Origin of the sequence: Breznakibacter xylanolyticus (assembly GCF_003254275.1) — a bacterium.
Lineage (GTDB): Bacteria > Bacteroidota > Bacteroidia > Bacteroidales > Marinilabiliaceae > Breznakibacter > Breznakibacter xylanolyticus.
In genome coordinates this window covers 15235-33895 of sequence record NZ_QKZK01000035.1, presented here as the reverse complement: position 1 = coordinate 33895, position 18661 = coordinate 15235, and the positions used below count along the sequence as shown (strand labels likewise).

Below are 18661 nucleotides of genomic sequence, written 5' to 3'. Positions count from 1 at the left end.
GGATTGTTGGCCTATTGGCTGGTAAACACGATCCGACATCAACTAAAGCCACATGGCATCAATAGCGGTTGGCGTGAGATCGTTCGTACCATGAACACCCAAAAAGCGGTGACCACATTGGCGCAAAATCAGCAGGATCAAGTAATCATGATTCGTCGATGCTCTGAGCCAAACCAAAATGTCCGCAAGCTTTACGATGCCCTAAAATACAAATACGCTCCCTTTACAAAGCGAAAATCTGTAGTACACAAATCGGAACTTGAAAATGAACAATTCATTGAAATACAGGCGATGGCTTTGGGATAGCTGCAAAGTGGGTTAAGAATCCAAAGATCATCTCCAAAAATAAAAGGGATACATCAACGATGCATCCCCTTTACTAACCTAACCTTAACCCTTATTTTTATGAAGAAATCTACAACTTAAAACGTTATTACCACAAAAATGTTACATCGAAAACACACATTTAACATCAATTAACAGCGTCTTTAACGTTTTACCACCTTTTGCCGATCAACACGCCCCTGTGATGTCACTGAAATTAAATAAACACCACTTGAGAATGCGGACATATCCAAATAAACATTCGAATCGACGGCAACCTGATGAAATAACTTTTTCCCTTTTAGATCAAAACATTCCACAACAGCTCCATATTCACTAACAATGACATCAGCCCATGTGGTTACTACAACCGGAGAAACAGTAAACAACTCAGTACCAGATGCAGTCACCGAAGTTACAGCGCATGACGAAGAAACCCCACCCGCCTCAGTCACCTGAAGCGTTGCGCCGGATCCACAACTCCGCGTCACTGCAGCCTCAACCTCCAACGATGGTATCGCGCGATATAAATAGCCTGGAGCAGCAGGTAGGGTTGCACTATTTGAAAGACCACTCCCCATACAATCTACAAACTGAATATCAGGAGTTCCACCGTAATTCAACTTGGCATACACTCCAGTGGCTGCAAAAACGGAACCTTCGACATAACAATACGTTCCAACACCCCCCGAACCATCTTCGAGCCCAATGCAAGTCTTCGACACATCACTATTCCAATAACAATTCAATAAATGTAATTGGGCATTGCGTGCTCTCACCTGCCGCTCTACGCATCCCTGTGCCCACCAGCAATACTGCCAGGTCATGCTAAACTGTTTGTCTGTCGGACAATCTGAAGAACTGGAACCAATCAAATTGGAAAAACGATGATCTGGCGTCCCATCCACCACATAATCAGTCGTTTTAGGTGCCTTTAAATACGAAAACTCACACCATGAAATGGTGATATTATCGGAGTTTCCTTTCGTATCTAAATTTCCATCCATCCCATCCTGAAAATCACAATGATCAATCCAAATATTGGTAGCGCCATCGAGCGTCAGCAAATCACGCCCATTAACATCCCAAGCCCCAGGCCCAATAAATGTCACATTACGCATGATCACATTATTGGATCCCTCCTTTAAATATAAAATCCCAGAGCCCCCGCTCACCTGCACATTGGTATATAGCGATGACCCAGGCAAGCCAAGAATCGTTTTATCGGACACCTTCAAGCTCAAATAATCAACCTGAATAGCTCCCTTAACAATCACCACACCGGCACCACTGGCCGAAAGAGCCGTTTGCAACTGTGTCTTGGTTGTCACAACTACCGGTGTTGCATTCCCGCCTCCAGTTGTGGCGGAGCCATATCCAACTGGTGCTTTCATACAATAATCCTGCGCATTCATCAATCCCATCATGCCTACAAATAGCAACGCAACAATAATCCTCATCTCTATCTTTTTTTAATATATCCAACAAGTCCATCCAAAATCCCAATGGTGATTCACTCGAACAATAAAGCCCGATTTGACATCCATCAGCAATGGTGTCACTTTCAAAAACGTGTATCACAAAGTTACCCAACAATCCACGACACGGGGGTGAACTATTTGCCGTAAGAAGAGGAATAATTACCGAAAAGACTGCGCGCAAATGAAAAATAAAAGGGACACATCAACGATGCATCCCCTTTACTAACCTAACCTTAACCCTTATTCTATGAAGAAATCTACACTTGCTTTAACGGTGCACACAACCGAAGAGTTTCAAAAAAACAGATCATTAACACCTATTAAGCATTCAAAACAAAACCAAACAACCCATAAAAAAGGGACACATCAAAGATGCATCCCTTTCTAACTTAACCTTAACCCTTATTCTATGAAGTAATCTACACATGCTTTAACGGTGCATGCAACCAATTTGTTTCAAAAAAAGTGGAAATTTTAAGTCTATCAAACAAGAACACTCATCCAGATAAACCCACAAATAAACCCACAAAAAAAGGGACACATCAAAGATGTATCCCTTTCTAACCTAACCTTAACCCTTATTCTATGAAGAAAACATTGCAAAGATAAAGTCATCTGACCAAACCACCAAATTATTACAAAGAAAAATACTGCAATAATTTTAAAAAAACAGAACACTCACTATCAAAAACCTAATAATCTTACCACTACATCAATACAAGAAAGCAACAATATCCAACTCTATTCATGCCTCGTCAATATGCTTTTCGGCTCCTACCCTCGAAATAAATTTCGCAGTTGAAATACCATTAAAAAAGGGAACGCATATAACTATGCATCCCCTTTTAACCTAACCTTAACCCTTAATTCTATGAAGAAATCAATACTTATAACGTCACAGCCAAAATAATGTTTCACACAAACAATTCTTTTAGCTTTCTTTAACACTTACCCATCAAAACCAAAAAAAGGGAACACATATTGCTATGTATCCCCTTCTAACCTAACCTTAACCCTTATTCTAAGAAGAAATCTTGATGCAAATATACGTCCTTTTTCATAAAATGCAATAGTCGGGACAAAAAAAATGAATTATTTTCTAACGCCAACGTACCAAGTCTAATCATCACGCATTCCGCTCCCACAGTAGCCGAGCTTGTTTTAAACAAGCCTTTAAGAATGCTCGACGAATCTTGCCGGATTCAGTTTGGGGCAATGCATCGACCATATATATCTTACGTGGTCGCTGATGCTTATCGATGTCTGCAAATAACGTTTGTGGACAAGGGAACTGAACACCGGACTCGACCACCAACACCACTTGCTCGCCCAATAATTCATGAGGCTCAGAAGTGATGGCAAAAGGAGTTTTTATCAACGGAGCCAATAAAAATTCGATTTTGACTGGATGAATTTTAATGCCGCCACTATTGATCACATCATCGGCACGACCCAACAACCGAAAATATCGCCCATCACTTAACGCAACCATATCATTGGTCACCACCGGCTGCGGCGTCACATGGGGCACATGCACCACCAAACAGTCTGCATCGGTGAGCGTAAAGTGCACACCCGGCAATGCTTCAAAATGGTCGGATGCGTCTTTGCCTGTCAGACATCTGACGGCGACATGAGTGAGCGTTTCGGTCATTCCATAAGTCTCCCACACATGTGTATCAAGATGAGCCAGCTTGCGCCCTAAAGACAACGATACCGCCGCCCCCCCGATAATTAAACGACGAAGCAGTGAAAATTTCTCAGGCGTTTCGTTCATGGCTCGCTCGACCTGCAAGGGCACCATGGCCGCAAAGTCAATGGCGCAGGTCAATTGCGCCAAAGGATTCCCCCCCGGAGGTACCATCACCAAATCGAGCCCCCCCACAATGGCTCGCACCACCATCAAACGAGCTGCCACATACTGACCCGGCAAGCACAATAAAACCTTATCGCCGGGCAGCAACCCAAAGAACTTGATGGTCGCCCTGGCCGATGCCACCAATGCCGTTTTGGGAAATGTCATGGCCTTGGGCACGCCCGTTGAACCGGAAGTGTGCATTAGCACATCGGCAGACGGGGAAAACCAGTCGTGCATGAAGCCAAAAATGGCACGCTCCCAATCTTCGCCACCACGCATTTTCTCGTCAATGAGGGCGCGTAGGTTAGCACCGTCGAATACCTGATGATTGATGATCATTTGCATGGCAATTCACTTAACGGGCTCAAATCCCACCTCCCATTGGCATCATGATACAAACGACCATTTGAAATATAGAGCGGTGACGGAATGTTATTGCTAAAAACCTGCCCCGTACCCAATCCCTGAGGCATGGCAGGGTGTAGCGTATAAGTCCACTGGGCAATGGCATTTAGCCCGATGTTGCCCTCTAGCGCCGATGTAACCCACCAGCCAATGCCACGCGCTTGCGCCATAGTAATCCACTGGCTACTGATGTCGAACCCGCCCAACAGACCGGGCTTCAGTATGATGTATTGAGGGAGAATGGCATCGAGCATGGATCGCATGGTCTCGGGGGCGTGAATGCCAATCAACTCCTCGTCGAGCACTACAGGCACCGGAGAGTTGCGACACACATTGGCCATCAATTCCCATTGCCCCGCCCGAATGGGCTGCTCGATGGAGTGCACCTGCAATGCATGCAGGGCATCGAGCTTTGCCCACACCTCGTCGGGGGTGAAGGCACCGTTGGCGTCGACACGTATCTCCAAATCGTCAACACCATAACGCTGGCGAATGCCCCGCAAAATGGCCATTTCGTCGTCAAAACCAATGGCGCCGATTTTCATCTTCAAACAGCGGTAGCCATCTTCAAGTTTTTTCGCAATCTGCGACAACATATACTCGGGCTGCCCCATCCAGATGAGCCCGTTGATGGCAATCCCATCGAGCCCTTGCGTGAAGGCAGACGGAAATAAAAGGCGACGCCCGCCCCTATCCAAATCGAGCAAGGCCGTCTCGATGGCAAAACGAATGGAAGGCCAGGCCGCTAACCGCTGATGAAAATCGGGAAGATAATCATTGATATTCCCAACAACTTGCGCCAACATTGCGGGCAAACCATCCACATCGTCGGCACTAAGCCCAGGAATGATGCAACACTCGCCGTATCCGGCCACCTCTGGACTGTCAACCTCATAAAGACGAATTATCCAACCGGGGCGCGTGGTCATCACCCCCCTCGACGTCCCGCCGGGTGTCACAAATTGAAATTGGTATGGTTGATATTGTGCAATATATCTTTTCATAGGAAAAAGTATCAAGTCGCAAGTATAAAGACACAAGACTTGGAAGGACACAAGCAGTTTTAGAAGTAATAGCACCAATAATCATCAATGATTGAATTGCTTACATACACGTTACGCCCATATCGACATAGATCATCCACCAAATAATTGTGTTAACAGTTGCCCCGCCACCAACAACATGACGGTAAAAAAAGTGGCCAACGACAGGCGCTTCAGCTCCGGATCGATGGCAGCCGGTTCGCGGTGGGTGATGATGACTCGAAGATGCCTGATAAACAATGGCAGGGTCAACACAAACAACCACTGCATCCACGAAGATGCCTGAGTGGTCACAAAAGCGACCAAACACCACCAGGCAAAAGCCAACAACAGCACATGGTACCGCACCCCAAAGTCACGCCCGCCAATGACCACCAACGTTCGCTTACCGGCTGCCCGATCGGATGCTTCGTCGCGAAGATTGTTCACGTTCAGCACCCCCGCACTCAACAGACCTATGGCAACAGCCAGCTTTACCACCGGCCATGAAAAATGAGCCGCATGCAGGTAATATGAGCCATAAACGCCCACCAATCCAAAAAACACGAAAACAAAAAAATCACCCCATCCCTTATATCCATAAGGATTGCGTCCTACGGTATAATTGATGGCTGCCCCAATACTCAACACCCCGGCAGCCAAAAACATTAATCCACGCATCGAAAAAATGGCCGGCAAAGCCAGAGCCAACAGCAACAGCCCCGAGAGCAACGACAACCCGGCAAACACAACAATCATTCTCAACATTTGCTTTTGGCTGATGTGGCCGCTCTGAACCATGCGCTGCTCACCCTGTCGGTGGCGGTCGGTACCGGCCACCCCGTCGCCATAGTCGTTGGCCAGGTTCGAGAGAATTTGCAGAAAGAGCGTGGTGAGAGAAGCCATCACCAACACATCCCACCGAAATACCCCGTGCATGGCAGCAGCGACGGAACCGGCAAAAATGGTCGATAACGACAGAGGGAGCGTTCGCAGCCTGAAAGCTGCCATCCAATATTTAGGGTGCGGCATAACCTATTTTTTGGCCAAAAGTAACATTTTTTGTCCCACGTCGCCTTGTCAACTCACCCGAAAACACTACTTGGAGGCCTGCCGGTGGTGTATTTCGGGATACTGAATGCGAGTGTGGTACATGATTTTTAAACGTTGCTTAAACACTTCCTTCACCTGCGTCATCTCGCGAAACGTGAGGGGAGCATCGGCAAACTGCCCCTGCTCTATCTGGTCGGCCACGATGCGTTCCACCAGGCGATCAATCTCCTCGTCGGAATAATTGACAAGGCTGCGCGAGGCGGCCTCCACCGAATCGGCCATCATCAGCACCGCTGTCTCCTTGGAGAAAGGAATGGGCCCCGGATATTGAAAATGTGTCATATCCGGCTGTTTATCGGGATGCCGGTTCACATAGGTGTTGTAAAAATATTTGGTGCGGGTGGTGCCCTGATGCGTCACAATAAAATCGATGATTTGCTCGGGAAGCTTGTGCTTGCGCGCCAGTCGTGCCCCGTTTTCGATGTGGCTGATCACCATGCGGGCTCCATCTTCCAGATCCATCTCGGTGAGGGGGTTGAAGCCCGAGAGTTGATTTTCGGTAAACATGGATGGCGCCTCCATCTTGCCGATGTCGTGATACATGGCACCGGCATAAACCAACAAAGGATTGCCCCCAATTTTTTTCACAGCCGCCACCGCCAAATTGCCCACCTGGATGGAATGATGAAACGTGCCCGGTGCCATCTCGGCCATCTTCAGCAACAGGGGATGATTGGTATTAGAGAGCTCGGCCAGAGTCACATCCGACAAAAAACCAAACAGTTTTTCGATGATATAAATGACCAGATAGGTGAGCAACAGCAAACCGCCATTGAAGGCAAAATGCCCGTAAACCACCGGATTAATTTTGCGAATGTCGCCCTCCTGCCACAAAAACAACGATGTGTACAAAAGCATATACACCAACACAATGAGGATTGATGTTTTGAGCAACTGGCTTCGACGCTCGATGCGATAAAGACTGAAAATGGCCGTCACCCCTACTAAAATCTGAATAAAGGCAAACTGAAAGCCGTTTTGCGCAAAAAACGAGGCCAGCAAAATGGTCATGATATGAATGAAGAGCGCCAGCCGCGAATCGAAAAAGGTACGAACCGTGATGGGCAGCATAGTAAAAGGAATCACAAACATGGGGATATAATAAAAGGTGCTCGACACGCGTGCCAAAAACACCATCCCCACCATCATCATCAATATAAACAGCACACTTTTATTACTCTGATACACGTCGTGGCGAAAGAAATACAAAAAGAGTAACACCCCGGTAAAGAACGACACCACAATGAGAATCTGCCCAATAAGAATTTGCGTGTAGCCGGCATCACCCAACAAGTTAGCTTCAAAAGCAGCCTTGTACGAGTCGAGAACCTGCATCATTTGATCATCGACCATTTCGCCCGGGCCAATGATACGCTGCCCCATGCGCACCGCCCCCGAGGTGGTGGAGAGCTGCTTTTGCAGATTCTGCCGCTCAACATCACTGCGTTGCTGATCGTATTTCACCGAAGGATTCAGATATCGATTGAGCTGCAACCGCGACACAAACGAAGCATACTCCGACGAATTGGCCGAGACATCCAACAACAGCGAATCAACCATGTAGCGACGCACCTGATCGGACAACACCCGGTAGGCATTTTTGGGCGTGTACATCTCCGAAAGGCCATAAGGCTCGGCAAAGTTGCCACGAATGAGCTTGAACTCAAAATGCTCATCGACCGAAGCCATTGACTCGGGCAACTCAATGATACCCCTTTGGTATAAGTTTTTAAGCCGATTTTGAATGTGATGCCCCAGCTTGAGCATCATCACCCGTTCGGGATAACGCCCCCCGGTGTGCAAAAACCGGTAATCATCCCTGAGCTGTGGCACCAATTGCTGATAATCGGCATCAAACCGGCTCAAATCCTGATCCCACAACGATGAATCGAGTACAAAATAGGGACGAAAAAAACGAAGCACACTGTCGCGTTCGGTCTTGAGCTGCTCCGGCGTTTTGATGATGGGAAAATCAAATCCGGCAATCAACACACTGTGCTTCCAAAACCGCCCCTTGGCATACTCATAACGAAACTTTCCCGATCGTGGAAACATATACAACACCAAGCCTGCCGCCACCATGAACAACAGGATTTTGTACGTGAGCTTGCCGTAAGCCGTCAGAGGGGTCAAAATTCTTTTCACAACAAATGGTTTTTTACAGAACCAAAATAGCGAAAAATCAATGAGATTAAAAAACATCGTTGCCCGCCCGTCTTTTACACCCCCTGCTGGGGTCAAATCATGATTTTTTGACCAACGAACCGCCAGCATCCATTAACCCTATCCGCTCTGGCGAAAAAAAGGCTATCTTCGCCGTTCAATTTTTCTTAAACCAACAATGACAGGAAGTATTTGCACTGCCGGATTTATCCCGGTTAGGGCTCACGCGAGCGAAACAGCCGAAATGGTCACTCAAATTGTGTTTGGCGAAACCTACGAGATTCTTCAAATGGAAGAAAAGTGGGCACGCATCCGCATGGACTACGACGGCTACGAAGGTTGGATTGATGCCAAAATGATTGTGAACCTCCCCGAACGCGAACTCGACAGTTGGCGCAATAAAGAAGCCTGGATGGTGCCCTCCCCCCTGGTGAAGGTCATTTCGGATCACGACAAATCGTCGCACACCCTCACCGGTGGCAGCCGCATTGTGTTTAATGGCAGCAACATCAACAGTTTCACCATCAACAACTGCGACTACTACCTGACCGGGAGTGCCACCCCCGCCAAAAAGATGCCCAACATACAGGAAATCGCCATGAACTACCTCAACACCCCCTATCTGTGGGGCGGGCGTACGTTTTATGGCATCGACTGCTCGGGATTGGTGCAGATGGTTTATAAAATCATTGGCGTGCAGCTGCCCCGCGATGCCTCGCAACAAATTGAACACGGCACCACCGTTGAATTTGTGGAAGAGACACACACAGGCGACATCGCCTTTTTTTGCGACGACAACGATATAATCACCCACGTGGGCATTTGCATTGGCAAGGGTGACATCATTCACGCCTCGGGCGTTGTGCGCATCGACAAGCTCGATCATCAGGGCATTTACAACACCCAACTGAAAAAATACACCCACAAACTTAAACTCATCAAACGGGTCATTTAACCATGTCCTATACCTACGACTACCCCCGCCCAGCCGTCACGGCCGATGCCCTGGTGCTGGCCGGCGACAAAGCCCATCTTCACATTCTGCTGATACAACGGGGGCATGACCCTTTTGCGGGTCGATGGGCGCTGCCGGGTGGCTTTGTCGACATGGACGAAGACCTGGATGCGTCGGCCGAACGTGAACTGCAAGAGGAAACAGGCCTGCAACTCACCGGCCTCACACAACTGCACACCTTCGGAGCCGTGGGTCGTGACCCGCGCCATCGCACCATCACGGTGGCTTATTATGTTTTTATTGATGCCCCCCTTCCCGTGAAGGGGATGGACGATGCCAGCGATGCCCGCTGGTTCCCCATCAATCAACTGCCGCCCTTGGCTTTTGACCACGACAGGATTATTCAAACGGCCATGGATAAACTGGGACTATTAGAGTGTAGAAGTTTAGGGGTGTAAGAGTTTAGGAGGGCTTTGCGATGAAGCCGGCAAAAAAACGTTAGTGAGTGCCGACAAGGCCTTACCGGCATGTGAAAAAAATTTGTGGTTCTATGTCGAATCCTATGGGTAAACAAAATATGAAAGCACGAAATCAAGCAAGGTAACTAAGCCGCCTTCGGAAAATGGCGTTAAGAAAATCATAGGACTGAGCGTTAAAAAAGATGCGCTGTTTGAGCTTGCGAGTTCGCAGATTTTAGCGAAGGCCTATGATTTTTAGCCATTTTACGTCAGCGGCGGCCTTTTTTAGCAAAGCTGATTTTTGCAACGTTCGGCATTGGCAAACCAGTTTGCACACTACTCTCACTTGATGCAAAAATTGCTTACTTTTTGGGGCTGTAGCCAATTCAGTGGAGCTCAACGACGCTTAATCATGAGGGCAAATGAAAACAAACCCTTTCCGAATAAAAAGTAAGAGCCCGCCCGGCTCGAGGGCACGAAAAAATGGTTTGTGTGAATTGAGACTTATGATTACCCACACAAATCAGAATAGAGCCAAATTTTTGCAATATCCGTATAGGTTCCTAAAACTCTGATTCTCTACGTCATCTACTTTATATCTCTTTTGAGTTATCTGCATTGTTATTTAAACGCATAGCGTAACAAAATAACTCAGCGCCTTCGCGCCTTTGCGTTTATTTTGACTCAATGAGTCCATGCGTCATCTTGGTGCTTCTCCGTGCAATTTATTATTTGACAGAAGATAAGAACCACAAAGGAGAACAGGCATATTTATGGATATTCATAAACCTTTTCAGGGCTGCCCCATTGAATCGCGCAGCACCAGATAACTCTCGGGGCCCTTGTTAAACAACAAATCCACAATGCTCAAATTGGGTAAAAACCCCGTCTTGGCCTGAAACAACTGTCGGTAAGGTTGCAGATGAAACAGGGCATCGGGTTGTGCGCCATCATATTTGGGATGAATGATGTGCCGCAGGTCGGGCGCCTCGCTTACTGCCGTTTCATAACCGGTGGTGAAGGTGTAATGAAAGGGCATGTCGATGCATCGGCACACCAGCTCGGTGAGCTGTAAATCAAAATCGAACAAAAACTCGAACCTCCGGGTATAAAACGGCTCAAAGTCGTCCATATAATACTCAAAATAGGGCGACGACTGATAGGCCGACACCAGCGACCGCCAATGCAGCGTTTGCCAGGGGGTGTCGTAAGCAATGCGCACATCGCGCGTCAGGGGCGTCACACCACTTTGCTTTACAACAGGAATGGTGAGGGGTAGCTGTCCGTTGGCCGCCACAATGACGCAACGGTTGCGAAAGGTCTGACGCTCGTATCGGCAACAATGCTCTAGTTGCACCTGCCGGGCATGGAGCAAACGGGCATAATAATGCACCGGCCCCAAATAGGTAATGGGAAATATCATCGGATCATCATAAAATGAAAATGTCACATTCAAATGGGATCAAAATCACAACTGTCATATGGTTGAAAAATCGTTAGCCACAAAAAGTGGCAAATCGAAAAGCCATGCCATCATCATTCATGGCCATCGACATGAAACTGCAAAGGACTCACGCCAATGATGTGGTTAGCAGGCAAAAAACCCCAATAACGGCTGTCGAACGAGTGGGGCTGGTTGTCGCCCATCACCCAGTAATAGTCCATCTTACAAACATACGACCGGGTCACCTGCCCATTGATCAGCACCTCATCGCCCCGCACCGACAGTTCGTTGCCTTCGTACACATCAATGAGTCGGGCATACAATAAAATATTGCGCTCATTCACATCCAGTCGCATCCCCCTGGCGGGCACCACCACCGGGCCGTAGTGATCGACATTCCAACGGAAATCGTGAGGAAAAACGTACGGATCGGGCTGGTCGGCCGGCACCCGCAACGGCACCACATGAGAGTCCAAAGCCGCATGTTGCGCCACCTGCCCCACCGACAATTCATAAATGGGGGTTTGCTTTTGCAGATAACGGTTATAGGGACGGATGTTGAGCGCCTTCAGCAACGAATCGCCACGCCCTGTAGCATCGACATACTTGCGCACCGAAGTGGGCGGCACACTCACCTTCCGGTGATTGACCCAAAGTGTGCCGTCGCGCATCTCAACGGTATCGCCCGGCAAAGCCACCACCCGCTTGATGTACTTGGGTCGGCGCGTCACACTTTTATAAGCCGTTTTGCCCAACAGGGTTTGCCCCCCGGGCGTTTTCATGTCGCCATATTGTCGCTTGAGGGAGTAATAACTTTCGAAATACCGATTCACCAGCAAGGTATCGCCCTCTGGGAAATTAAACACAATCAAATCGTTGTGCCGCACCTTTCGGAAACCCGGAGCCCGGTAAAAGGCATCGGGGTCGTCGGGTCTCATGCGCGGCCCCAAAATAAGCTTGTTGATCACCACCATATCGCCATTGCCAATGGTCATCTCCATGGAGTTGGATGGCAACCGAAACACATCCACAAAATAACTTTTGAGCCCCACCACAATGGTGAGCGACACGACCACTACAAAGCCCCAGTCACAAATCATCCGCCCGATGCGCCCAATTTGCTGATGCTTTTTGATGAAAAATGCCCGCACACGCGGCACAAACGTCAGCACAGCCACCCCCACAGTCACCATGGCCAACAGCGGCCACCGCACCCAGGCGCAAAACAGCAGCACAAAACAAAAAAAGAGAATCCATCCCCAATCGGGTCGTAACATGGCTTTGGTGTTTGATGAACGAAATGCTTAGAACAGTCTACATAAGAATTAACCGTAAAGGAGCGGAGAGAAAAGAACGCAGAGGGTGCAATGTTCTTTTTCTTAGCGCACTTGGCGACACCTTAGCGTCTGGACGGTAAAAAAATTAACCGCAAAGGCGCAAAGAAAGGAACGCAGAGGGCTATGTTCTTTTTCTTAGCGAACTTGGCGACACCTTAGCGTCTTGGAGGTAAAAAAACGAACCGCAAAGTTCGCAGAGATCATCGCAGTGAACAGGAAAAAGGCAAAGATGTTGCCCCCATTTTCTGCAAAAAACTCTGTGCCCTAAGCGGTCATTTTTTTGATGATTCTTTGGCGGCGTGACGACAAAAATTTACTCGCCGTCGCCCATCCACTTAAAGAAACGATTCCAGCGAATGCTCATGGGGAACGACTTATCCTTGTCGAGCGATAACCACACCAACAGGGGTTTGCCCACCACATGATCTTCGGGCACAAAACCCCAGTATCGGCTGTCGGCCGACTTATGGCGGTTGTCGCCCATCATAAAGTAATAATCCATTTTAAAGGTATAGGAAGTGGCGGGCTGGTTGTTGATGAAAATCTGCCCCTCTTTCACGTCCAGACGATTGCCCTCGTACGAGGTAATGATGGCCTCATAAAGCACCAGGTTGTGGATGTCGAGTGCCACGGTGGCTCCTTTTTTAGGAATCCACAGCGGCCCAAAGTTGTCGCGACTCCAGGGATAATCGGGACTGTAAGGAAACACCGAAAAGCCCATGGAATCGGGCTGCTGCTCGTCCATCTGCACGCGCACCACCGACCGTACCTTGGCCAGCGAGGCCGATTTTTCGTCGGTAAACGGCAACAGGTAGTGAGGAGCGCCTCCCCCCTCGCGACGATCATCGTCGGAGATCCCGTAATTCTTAAAAAACTCAGGGCTCAAATTATTCCCATCGGTGATGACGTGAAACAGATGCTGCACTCCTGCATGTTCCACCACTTCCTGCCCGTTGATGTACATTTTATTATGACGCAACGTGAGCGTATCGCCGGGCAAAGCCACGCAACGCTTCACGTAATTCTCGCGCCGATCGACGGGACGGTACATGATTTCACCATAAATATGCGGATTCTTGGCAATCTCTTTCTTACCTACTTCACGCAGAAAACGGTTGCGTTCCCAAGCAGTGGTAAACTGCAGGTTGTCATACGCTCCGGGATTGCTGCCCACAATGTAACGACCGGCATCGCGACACAGGTTATAATAATCGGGATTTTGCATGGCAAAAGCGATGGTATCGCCCGCCGGAAAGTTAAACACGACAATGTCGCCGCGCTCCACTGGGCCACATCCGGCCAAACGACGATAATCCCACGCCGGCCATTCAACGTACGACTTGCAGTTGAAAATGGGAAAGGTATTTTGCACCAATGGAAACGCCAACGGCGTGTTGGGGATGCGAGGCCCGTAGCTCACCTTACTCACAAACAGGTGGTCGCCCACCAACAACGACTTTTCGAGCGATGACGTGGGGATTTTGTAATTCTGAAACAAAAACAGGTTGATGAAATAAACCGCAACCAGGGCAAACACAATGGCATCAACCCATTCGACGATCTTGCTTGGCTTATCGCCCTCTTTGGTTTTTTTCCAAAATGTCCATGGCACCTTTTTGGTCAGATACATATCCACAATCACGGGCAAACCCAGCAAGAGCCAATAGTTGCCCACCCATATCACCCAAAGCAGGTAAAGGATAAAAACGATGCCAAACTTCACCCAGGCAGAAACCGGTATATTCTTCATCTGATAGAAATTAAAAATGTGATGCACCCCACCAACGGGACACGCAACATCAGGTTAAACGAAAAGTTACTATTCGAGGCACAAGAGGTCGTTCATTCCCAGCCATCCTTTTTTGCCGGCAGTGAACTCGGCAGCCAGCACGGCACCCAGAGCAAAGCCCTTGCGCGATTTGGCGCTGTGGTGTATCATGATTTCGTCCACCTCCGAATCGTAGGTAATGGTGTGAATGCCCGGCACCTGCCCCTCGCGCACGGCCTTAATGACCAGGTCCTCTTTCTTGTCGGACGACTCAAGCGCCCACGCCGACTTGCCGTTGTAGTTGTCGATGATGCCCTCGGCCAGCGTGATGGCGGTACCGCTGGGTGCATCGAGTTTTTGGGTGTGGTGCACCTCAACCATCGACACGTCATAGCCATCGGCACGATTCATCAATTTGGCCAATTGCTTGTTGATGGCAAAAAAGATATTCACGCCCAGGCTGTAGTTCGAAGCGTAAAAGAAAGTCTGATTTTCACCGGCCACGCACTGGCGAATGTCGTCCATCTTATCGAGCCATCCGGTGGTTCCGGCCACCACGGGCACATGGTACTTAAAACAGTTGAGGAAATTATGGTAGGCCGCCTCGGGCGTGGTGAACTCAATGGCCACCTGAGCCGAGCGAAAGGCATCGCTGTCGAACGTGTCAGGACTATTGATGTCGATGCGGCATACGATTTCGTGTCCGCGCTCTAGGGCAATCTTCTCGATTTCCTTACCCATTTTTCCGTAACCAATTAACGCTATCTTCATTTCTAAAGTGTAAAAAGACACCAGACTCAGCGATCAGGATTAAACATGCTCTCTGTCGCATTAAAAGCCTCGACGTCAATAATTCATATCTGTTTTAATCTCAATTCACTCATTCATTTCTCACCAATGAAAGAACACAAAGATAAAAAAAGAGGGCATTCATGGTGCTTATTTCTTTGATGGCCTGAAGGGCTCATCCCCAATAGGTGTGCCATGCACAAAACGATCCAATTGAGCCAGAAAATCGGAAGCATTGATCATGGGTTTTACAGCCCCTTCATCCTTCAAAAGGGGGTACAAGAAAGCTCACGTGCTGATTCCTTACCGCATCAGAATCAACAGTCTGAAAAGGTCTGATTGTTACTGAACTGATTTCATTGTGGATTTTTACAACAAGCGACCTGAAAGTATATTGACAAGCCCCAATGTGGCGCCAGCATTTGAGTAGGGCATTGCCCTGCTTAAATCAATGTCGATAAGTTAATAGAAGAAGACGCCAGACGATGAGACAGATGATGGGATAAGGAAAGATATTTAGATCTCTCTTCTTCATCTTCACAGTCTCATCTATCTGTCTGCTGTCTAATATTCTTCTTGTCTTTTATTCAATTGTCACTAACTAAACGACATTGCTACTTAAATATTAAGAACGACCACAAGCCCTCGCCTGTTTGTACAACGATTCATTCCCCTTTCGCGCGCGAATTCTTAACTCGTAACCGATCTATTTACCTCGGCTCAGGGCGGTTTAAGTCGCGTGATTAAAACAAACCTTATCAACAACAAGAACACAGTAGGAAATGCGGTAAAAGTTTGGCGAAAGACTTTTTTGCCAGGTGCAGTAATTCATAAAATAGCCGCCCGATTGTATCGCGCTGCTACGGGGAAGTAGGAGTATTATGGTGAGTCTCTCAACGAAAATCACACCAAAATACCCCTCAGGTGCAAATAAGCATCTACATCGCAATCAACGCATCAGGAACTTTTTGCCATTTTGGATATAAATTCCTGCCGGGAGTATCTCCAAATCGTTGCCTAAATTACGACCATAAAGATCGTAAATGGGTGCCGGAGCCTGGTTGTTTGAATCGATTATGATGCGGTCAACGCTTGTTGGGTTTTGGGGTGCTCCCAGACCGCGAGCAAAACCAGCGTAGGTATGCTTGCGATACCAGTCGAGTGTCCACAATCCTACAGGCAAGTCTGCCCGCCAACCGCTGTTGGTCGGAGCATCGGTGGCACACCATTGGCAGATGCCCCACTGCTGGTTAGCGGGAACAATCTCAAAATATTTCTTAATGATCCACTCGTAAAGATCTGCCATACGCTGATGCATTTCTTCTGTCACATTGGCTGTCGCCACGTCATTACCACTAGCATCGACCATACCCATATCCAATTCACTGATGCGAACCAGTTTACCGGTAGCCGCCATGAGCTTAAAACTGTTCTCAATAGCATTTTTCTTGCTGGTCTGGGTCGCGTCATTCATGTAACACGAAATGTGCATCTGAGAGCCGATGCCGTCTATCGTTGTGACACCGTCTTCTTCCCAACGTTCGATCCACTTAATGAGCGATTTCAGTTTTTTGTTGCCGTCCCAGTCACTTTCCAGGTTGTAGTCATTAATAAACAGTGTTAGTTGACCATCGTCACCACCTTTCGAAGCCATTGAGTTGGCATAGTGCAGACGAGCCAAACGCACTGCCTGACGTGTATATTCCAAATCCCCCATGTGATCCTGCCAAAAGAAATTGGCGTCATCGCCATTTTCATGCTGAAGGTCATAAAAACCATCGCCGTCGGAATCGCTTCCTGAGATAGCCTCGTTGACCACGTCCCACGCTTTCACTTTACCGCCGCAGGCGTTCATCATACCGGCAATCCATCGATCCATGGCATCGACCAGAATGTCATGCTTTTCCTGATCTGACAATGGAATGCTCTGAGGCAAGATAACGTAATTATAGTTTGCAGTGATGGTGGCACTCGCAACAGAAGCATCACCGTAGTGCCTCCATGCAAACGATGAAACATCGGTTCCGTCTAAGTTACCGTTGGTCACACGTTCCACCCCGTTTACTTTGAAGCTGATATTGTCGAAACAGTACTTGTTGGCACCGGAAAATTCGTTGAGGTTGAAAGCGATGGACTGTCCGGCATTCGTGAATGATCCTGTTTTGGTCACTGTTTTCCAGTCTGTTGTAAAGTTAACATCGCCAATTGCCTGATAGGTCACGTAACTTCCCGGAGCGTTATGGGTTTGAGTTGAAGCCTTAGCGACATTGTCGGCACGCACTTCGGCAGAGAACTCATAGGTATCACCTGCATTGAAACTGCCTAACTTGATCCAGAACTGGTTATCCCATGTATTCGCATTCTTTGCTGTGGCATCCATCACGATACAGCTACGGGTAGCCTTCTTACCTCCCACTGATTTATCAAATCTGATGTTCTTAATCCAAATGTCACCTACGAAGTCTCCGTGCTGGAAAAGCAGAAAACTGTTATCGATCGTGCTGGTGTAGTTGATGACCACATCCTGCCATTCCGTGGTGAAGGGTATTTCCGCGTTGGCGCCGCCACTCCAGTTTCCAAGTTTGCTGTGGATATTGCCGGCAGCCGACCCTTTTACGGTGATGGTCATTTGGTAGGTCACGCCCGTAACTGTGGGGATATTGTCCATTACGATGTACTGAACATCATAGGTGTTGGTGGTCTTCTTGGTTGTATTCACCTGAAGACCATCGGTGACGAAAGATGTTGAAAAACCATACGTTGTTTTGTTCGATGTCCAACCAATGCTTTTATCCTGTGTGAAGTCCTTTGACTTCAATAACGTCCATACGGTTATATCACTGTCTGCAAAAGGTACCGGATCCTTGTCCTTGATTAAGCCGTTCAGATAGCCGGTGGGCTGTTGGGAATGCCATGCCAGCGTATGTCCGAAAACGTGAACACCGGCTGTTGATGCAGCATTGACAAAATTGGTAACGGTAGTGAAATTCATTGCCCCGTTGCTACTCACGCAGCTTGACATCTTCATTTCATTGCCTGCAACGGTCTCCGTGAAATAGCCGTTGACAACCGCCTTTACGGTGTTGTTGTTCAGGTAGTCATTGGCACTGACGGCAAGTCCCAGTTTGAAGTTAGGATACTGCACATGATTAACATATTGCTTGAGTGGCAGATAATTCTTCAGGTATCCGTAATTTGTTTCATTTGCCGGATTAAAAGTTGTGTAGTTCTGCGCACCTGATGTCATTGTGCCGTAAGCGGCAAAAGCAAGAAAAAGAAATCTCAGTTTCATATTGTATCGAGTGAGAGTGATATTCTGACTTTAATTTTTAATGGTCCATGAATCAATGTCGTTAAGTTAGTGCGATTCACAGAAGAGGATTAGACAAAAGACAGATAGATGAGACTGAAGACAAAGAAGACAGATCTAAATATCTTTCCTTATCGCATCATCTGTCTCACCATCTTCGTCTTCTTCTCTTAACTTAACGACTTTGATTTGTAAGTATTTAATCAAATGGCTTTTGACGAATTTTCACGCAAA

The 18661-nt window shown here is 47.8% G+C and carries 12 protein-coding genes and 1 pseudogene; 3 read left to right on the top strand and 10 right to left on the bottom strand.

Annotated elements, in window-relative coordinates; genetic code table 11:
• Positions 1-306 (top strand): annotated as a pseudogene (locus LX69_RS14850) (IS1634 family transposase); the annotation flags it as partial.
• A gap of 182 nt (positions 307-488) precedes the next feature.
• Here LX69_RS14850 and LX69_RS14845 read toward each other — a convergent pair.
• The 5 genes from LX69_RS14845 to LX69_RS14825 form a co-directional block, all read right to left on the bottom strand.
• Entirely contained in the window at positions 489-1784 is a 1296-nt protein-coding gene (locus LX69_RS14845; protein ID WP_111446835.1) for a pectate lyase family protein, read from the bottom strand.
• Between the two features lie 1147 nt (positions 1785-2931).
• Positions 2932-4008 (bottom strand): AMP-binding protein, encoded by a 1077-nt coding sequence (locus LX69_RS14840; protein WP_111446834.1) that lies wholly within the window; start codon positions 4006-4008, stop codon positions 2932-2934.
• A complete protein-coding gene (locus LX69_RS14835; RefSeq protein ID WP_111446833.1) occupies positions 3999-5072 on the bottom strand; it encodes an o-succinylbenzoate synthase in 1074 nt (357 codons plus the stop codon). The genes LX69_RS14840 and LX69_RS14835 overlap by 10 nt, the downstream gene beginning before the upstream one ends.
• A 132-nt stretch (positions 5073-5204) precedes the next feature.
• The gene (gene menA / locus LX69_RS14830) at positions 5205-6122 is read right to left on the bottom strand and encodes a 1,4-dihydroxy-2-naphthoate octaprenyltransferase (RefSeq protein WP_111446832.1); all 918 of its coding nucleotides are present in this window, start codon (positions 6120-6122) and stop codon (positions 5205-5207) included.
• A gap of 66 nt (positions 6123-6188) precedes the next feature.
• Entirely contained in the window at positions 6189-8348 is a 2160-nt protein-coding gene (locus LX69_RS14825; RefSeq protein ID WP_245935037.1) for an HD family phosphohydrolase, read from the bottom strand.
• A gap of 196 nt (positions 8349-8544) precedes the next feature.
• On the opposite strand from LX69_RS14825, the gene LX69_RS14820 reads away from it, so the two are divergent.
• Together LX69_RS14820 and LX69_RS14815 are read left to right on the top strand one after the other, a co-directional pair.
• Entirely contained in the window at positions 8545-9321 is a 777-nt protein-coding gene (locus LX69_RS14820) for a C40 family peptidase (protein WP_111446830.1), read from the top strand.
• Positions 9322-9323: 2 nt separating this feature from the next.
• Positions 9324-9779, top strand: a complete 456-nt coding sequence (locus LX69_RS14815; protein WP_111446829.1) for an NUDIX domain-containing protein — start codon at positions 9324-9326, stop codon at positions 9777-9779.
• 793 nt (positions 9780-10572) lie between these two features.
• Here LX69_RS14815 and LX69_RS14810 read toward each other — a convergent pair.
• From LX69_RS14810 to LX69_RS14790, 5 genes are all read right to left on the bottom strand, one after another.
• Positions 10573-11202 (bottom strand): WbqC family protein, encoded by a 630-nt coding sequence (locus LX69_RS14810; RefSeq protein WP_111446836.1) that lies wholly within the window; start codon positions 11200-11202, stop codon positions 10573-10575.
• A 113-nt stretch (positions 11203-11315) separates the two neighbouring features.
• Complete coding sequence (gene lepB, locus LX69_RS14805; protein WP_111446828.1) at positions 11316-12500, bottom strand: signal peptidase I; 1185 nt, start codon at positions 12498-12500, stop codon at positions 11316-11318.
• A gap of 373 nt (positions 12501-12873) precedes the next feature.
• On the bottom strand, positions 12874-14310 hold the full coding sequence (locus LX69_RS14800) for a S26 family signal peptidase (RefSeq protein ID WP_111446827.1): 1437 nt from the start codon (positions 14308-14310) through the stop codon (positions 12874-12876).
• Between the two features lie 69 nt (positions 14311-14379).
• Complete coding sequence (gene dapB / locus LX69_RS14795) at positions 14380-15099, bottom strand: 4-hydroxy-tetrahydrodipicolinate reductase (protein WP_111446826.1); 720 nt, start codon at positions 15097-15099, stop codon at positions 14380-14382.
• A 967-nt stretch (positions 15100-16066) separates the two neighbouring features.
• Entirely contained in the window at positions 16067-18409 is a 2343-nt protein-coding gene (locus LX69_RS14790; protein ID WP_111446825.1) for an endo-1,4-beta-xylanase, read from the bottom strand.
• Positions 18410-18661 lie beyond the last annotated feature (252 nt).

Excerpts from the sequence above, each read along its gene's own strand:
- LX69_RS14845 (WP_111446835.1), bottom strand. The coding sequence starts at position 1,784 with ATGAGGATTATTGTTGCGTTGCTATTTGTAGGCATGATGGGATTGATG.
- LX69_RS14840 (WP_111446834.1), bottom strand. The coding sequence starts at position 4,008 with ATGCAAATGATCATCAATCATCAGGTATTCGACGGTGCTAACCTACGC.
- LX69_RS14835 (WP_111446833.1), bottom strand. The coding sequence starts at position 5,072 with ATGAAAAGATATATTGCACAATATCAACCATACCAATTTCAATTTGTG.
- menA (WP_111446832.1), bottom strand. The coding sequence starts at position 6,122 with ATGCCGCACCCTAAATATTGGATGGCAGCTTTCAGGCTGCGAACGCTC.
- LX69_RS14820 (WP_111446830.1), top strand. The coding sequence starts at position 8,545 with ATGACAGGAAGTATTTGCACTGCCGGATTTATCCCGGTTAGGGCTCAC.
- LX69_RS14815 (WP_111446829.1), top strand. The coding sequence starts at position 9,324 with ATGTCCTATACCTACGACTACCCCCGCCCAGCCGTCACGGCCGATGCC.
- LX69_RS14810 (WP_111446836.1), bottom strand. The coding sequence starts at position 11,202 with ATGATATTTCCCATTACCTATTTGGGGCCGGTGCATTATTATGCCCGT.
- lepB (WP_111446828.1), bottom strand. The coding sequence starts at position 12,500 with ATGTTACGACCCGATTGGGGATGGATTCTCTTTTTTTGTTTTGTGCTG.
- LX69_RS14800 (WP_111446827.1), bottom strand. The coding sequence starts at position 14,310 with ATGAAGAATATACCGGTTTCTGCCTGGGTGAAGTTTGGCATCGTTTTT.
- dapB (WP_111446826.1), bottom strand. The coding sequence starts at position 15,099 with ATGAAGATAGCGTTAATTGGTTACGGAAAAATGGGTAAGGAAATCGAG.
- LX69_RS14790 (WP_111446825.1), bottom strand. The coding sequence starts at position 18,409 with ATGAAACTGAGATTTCTTTTTCTTGCTTTTGCCGCTTACGGCACAATG.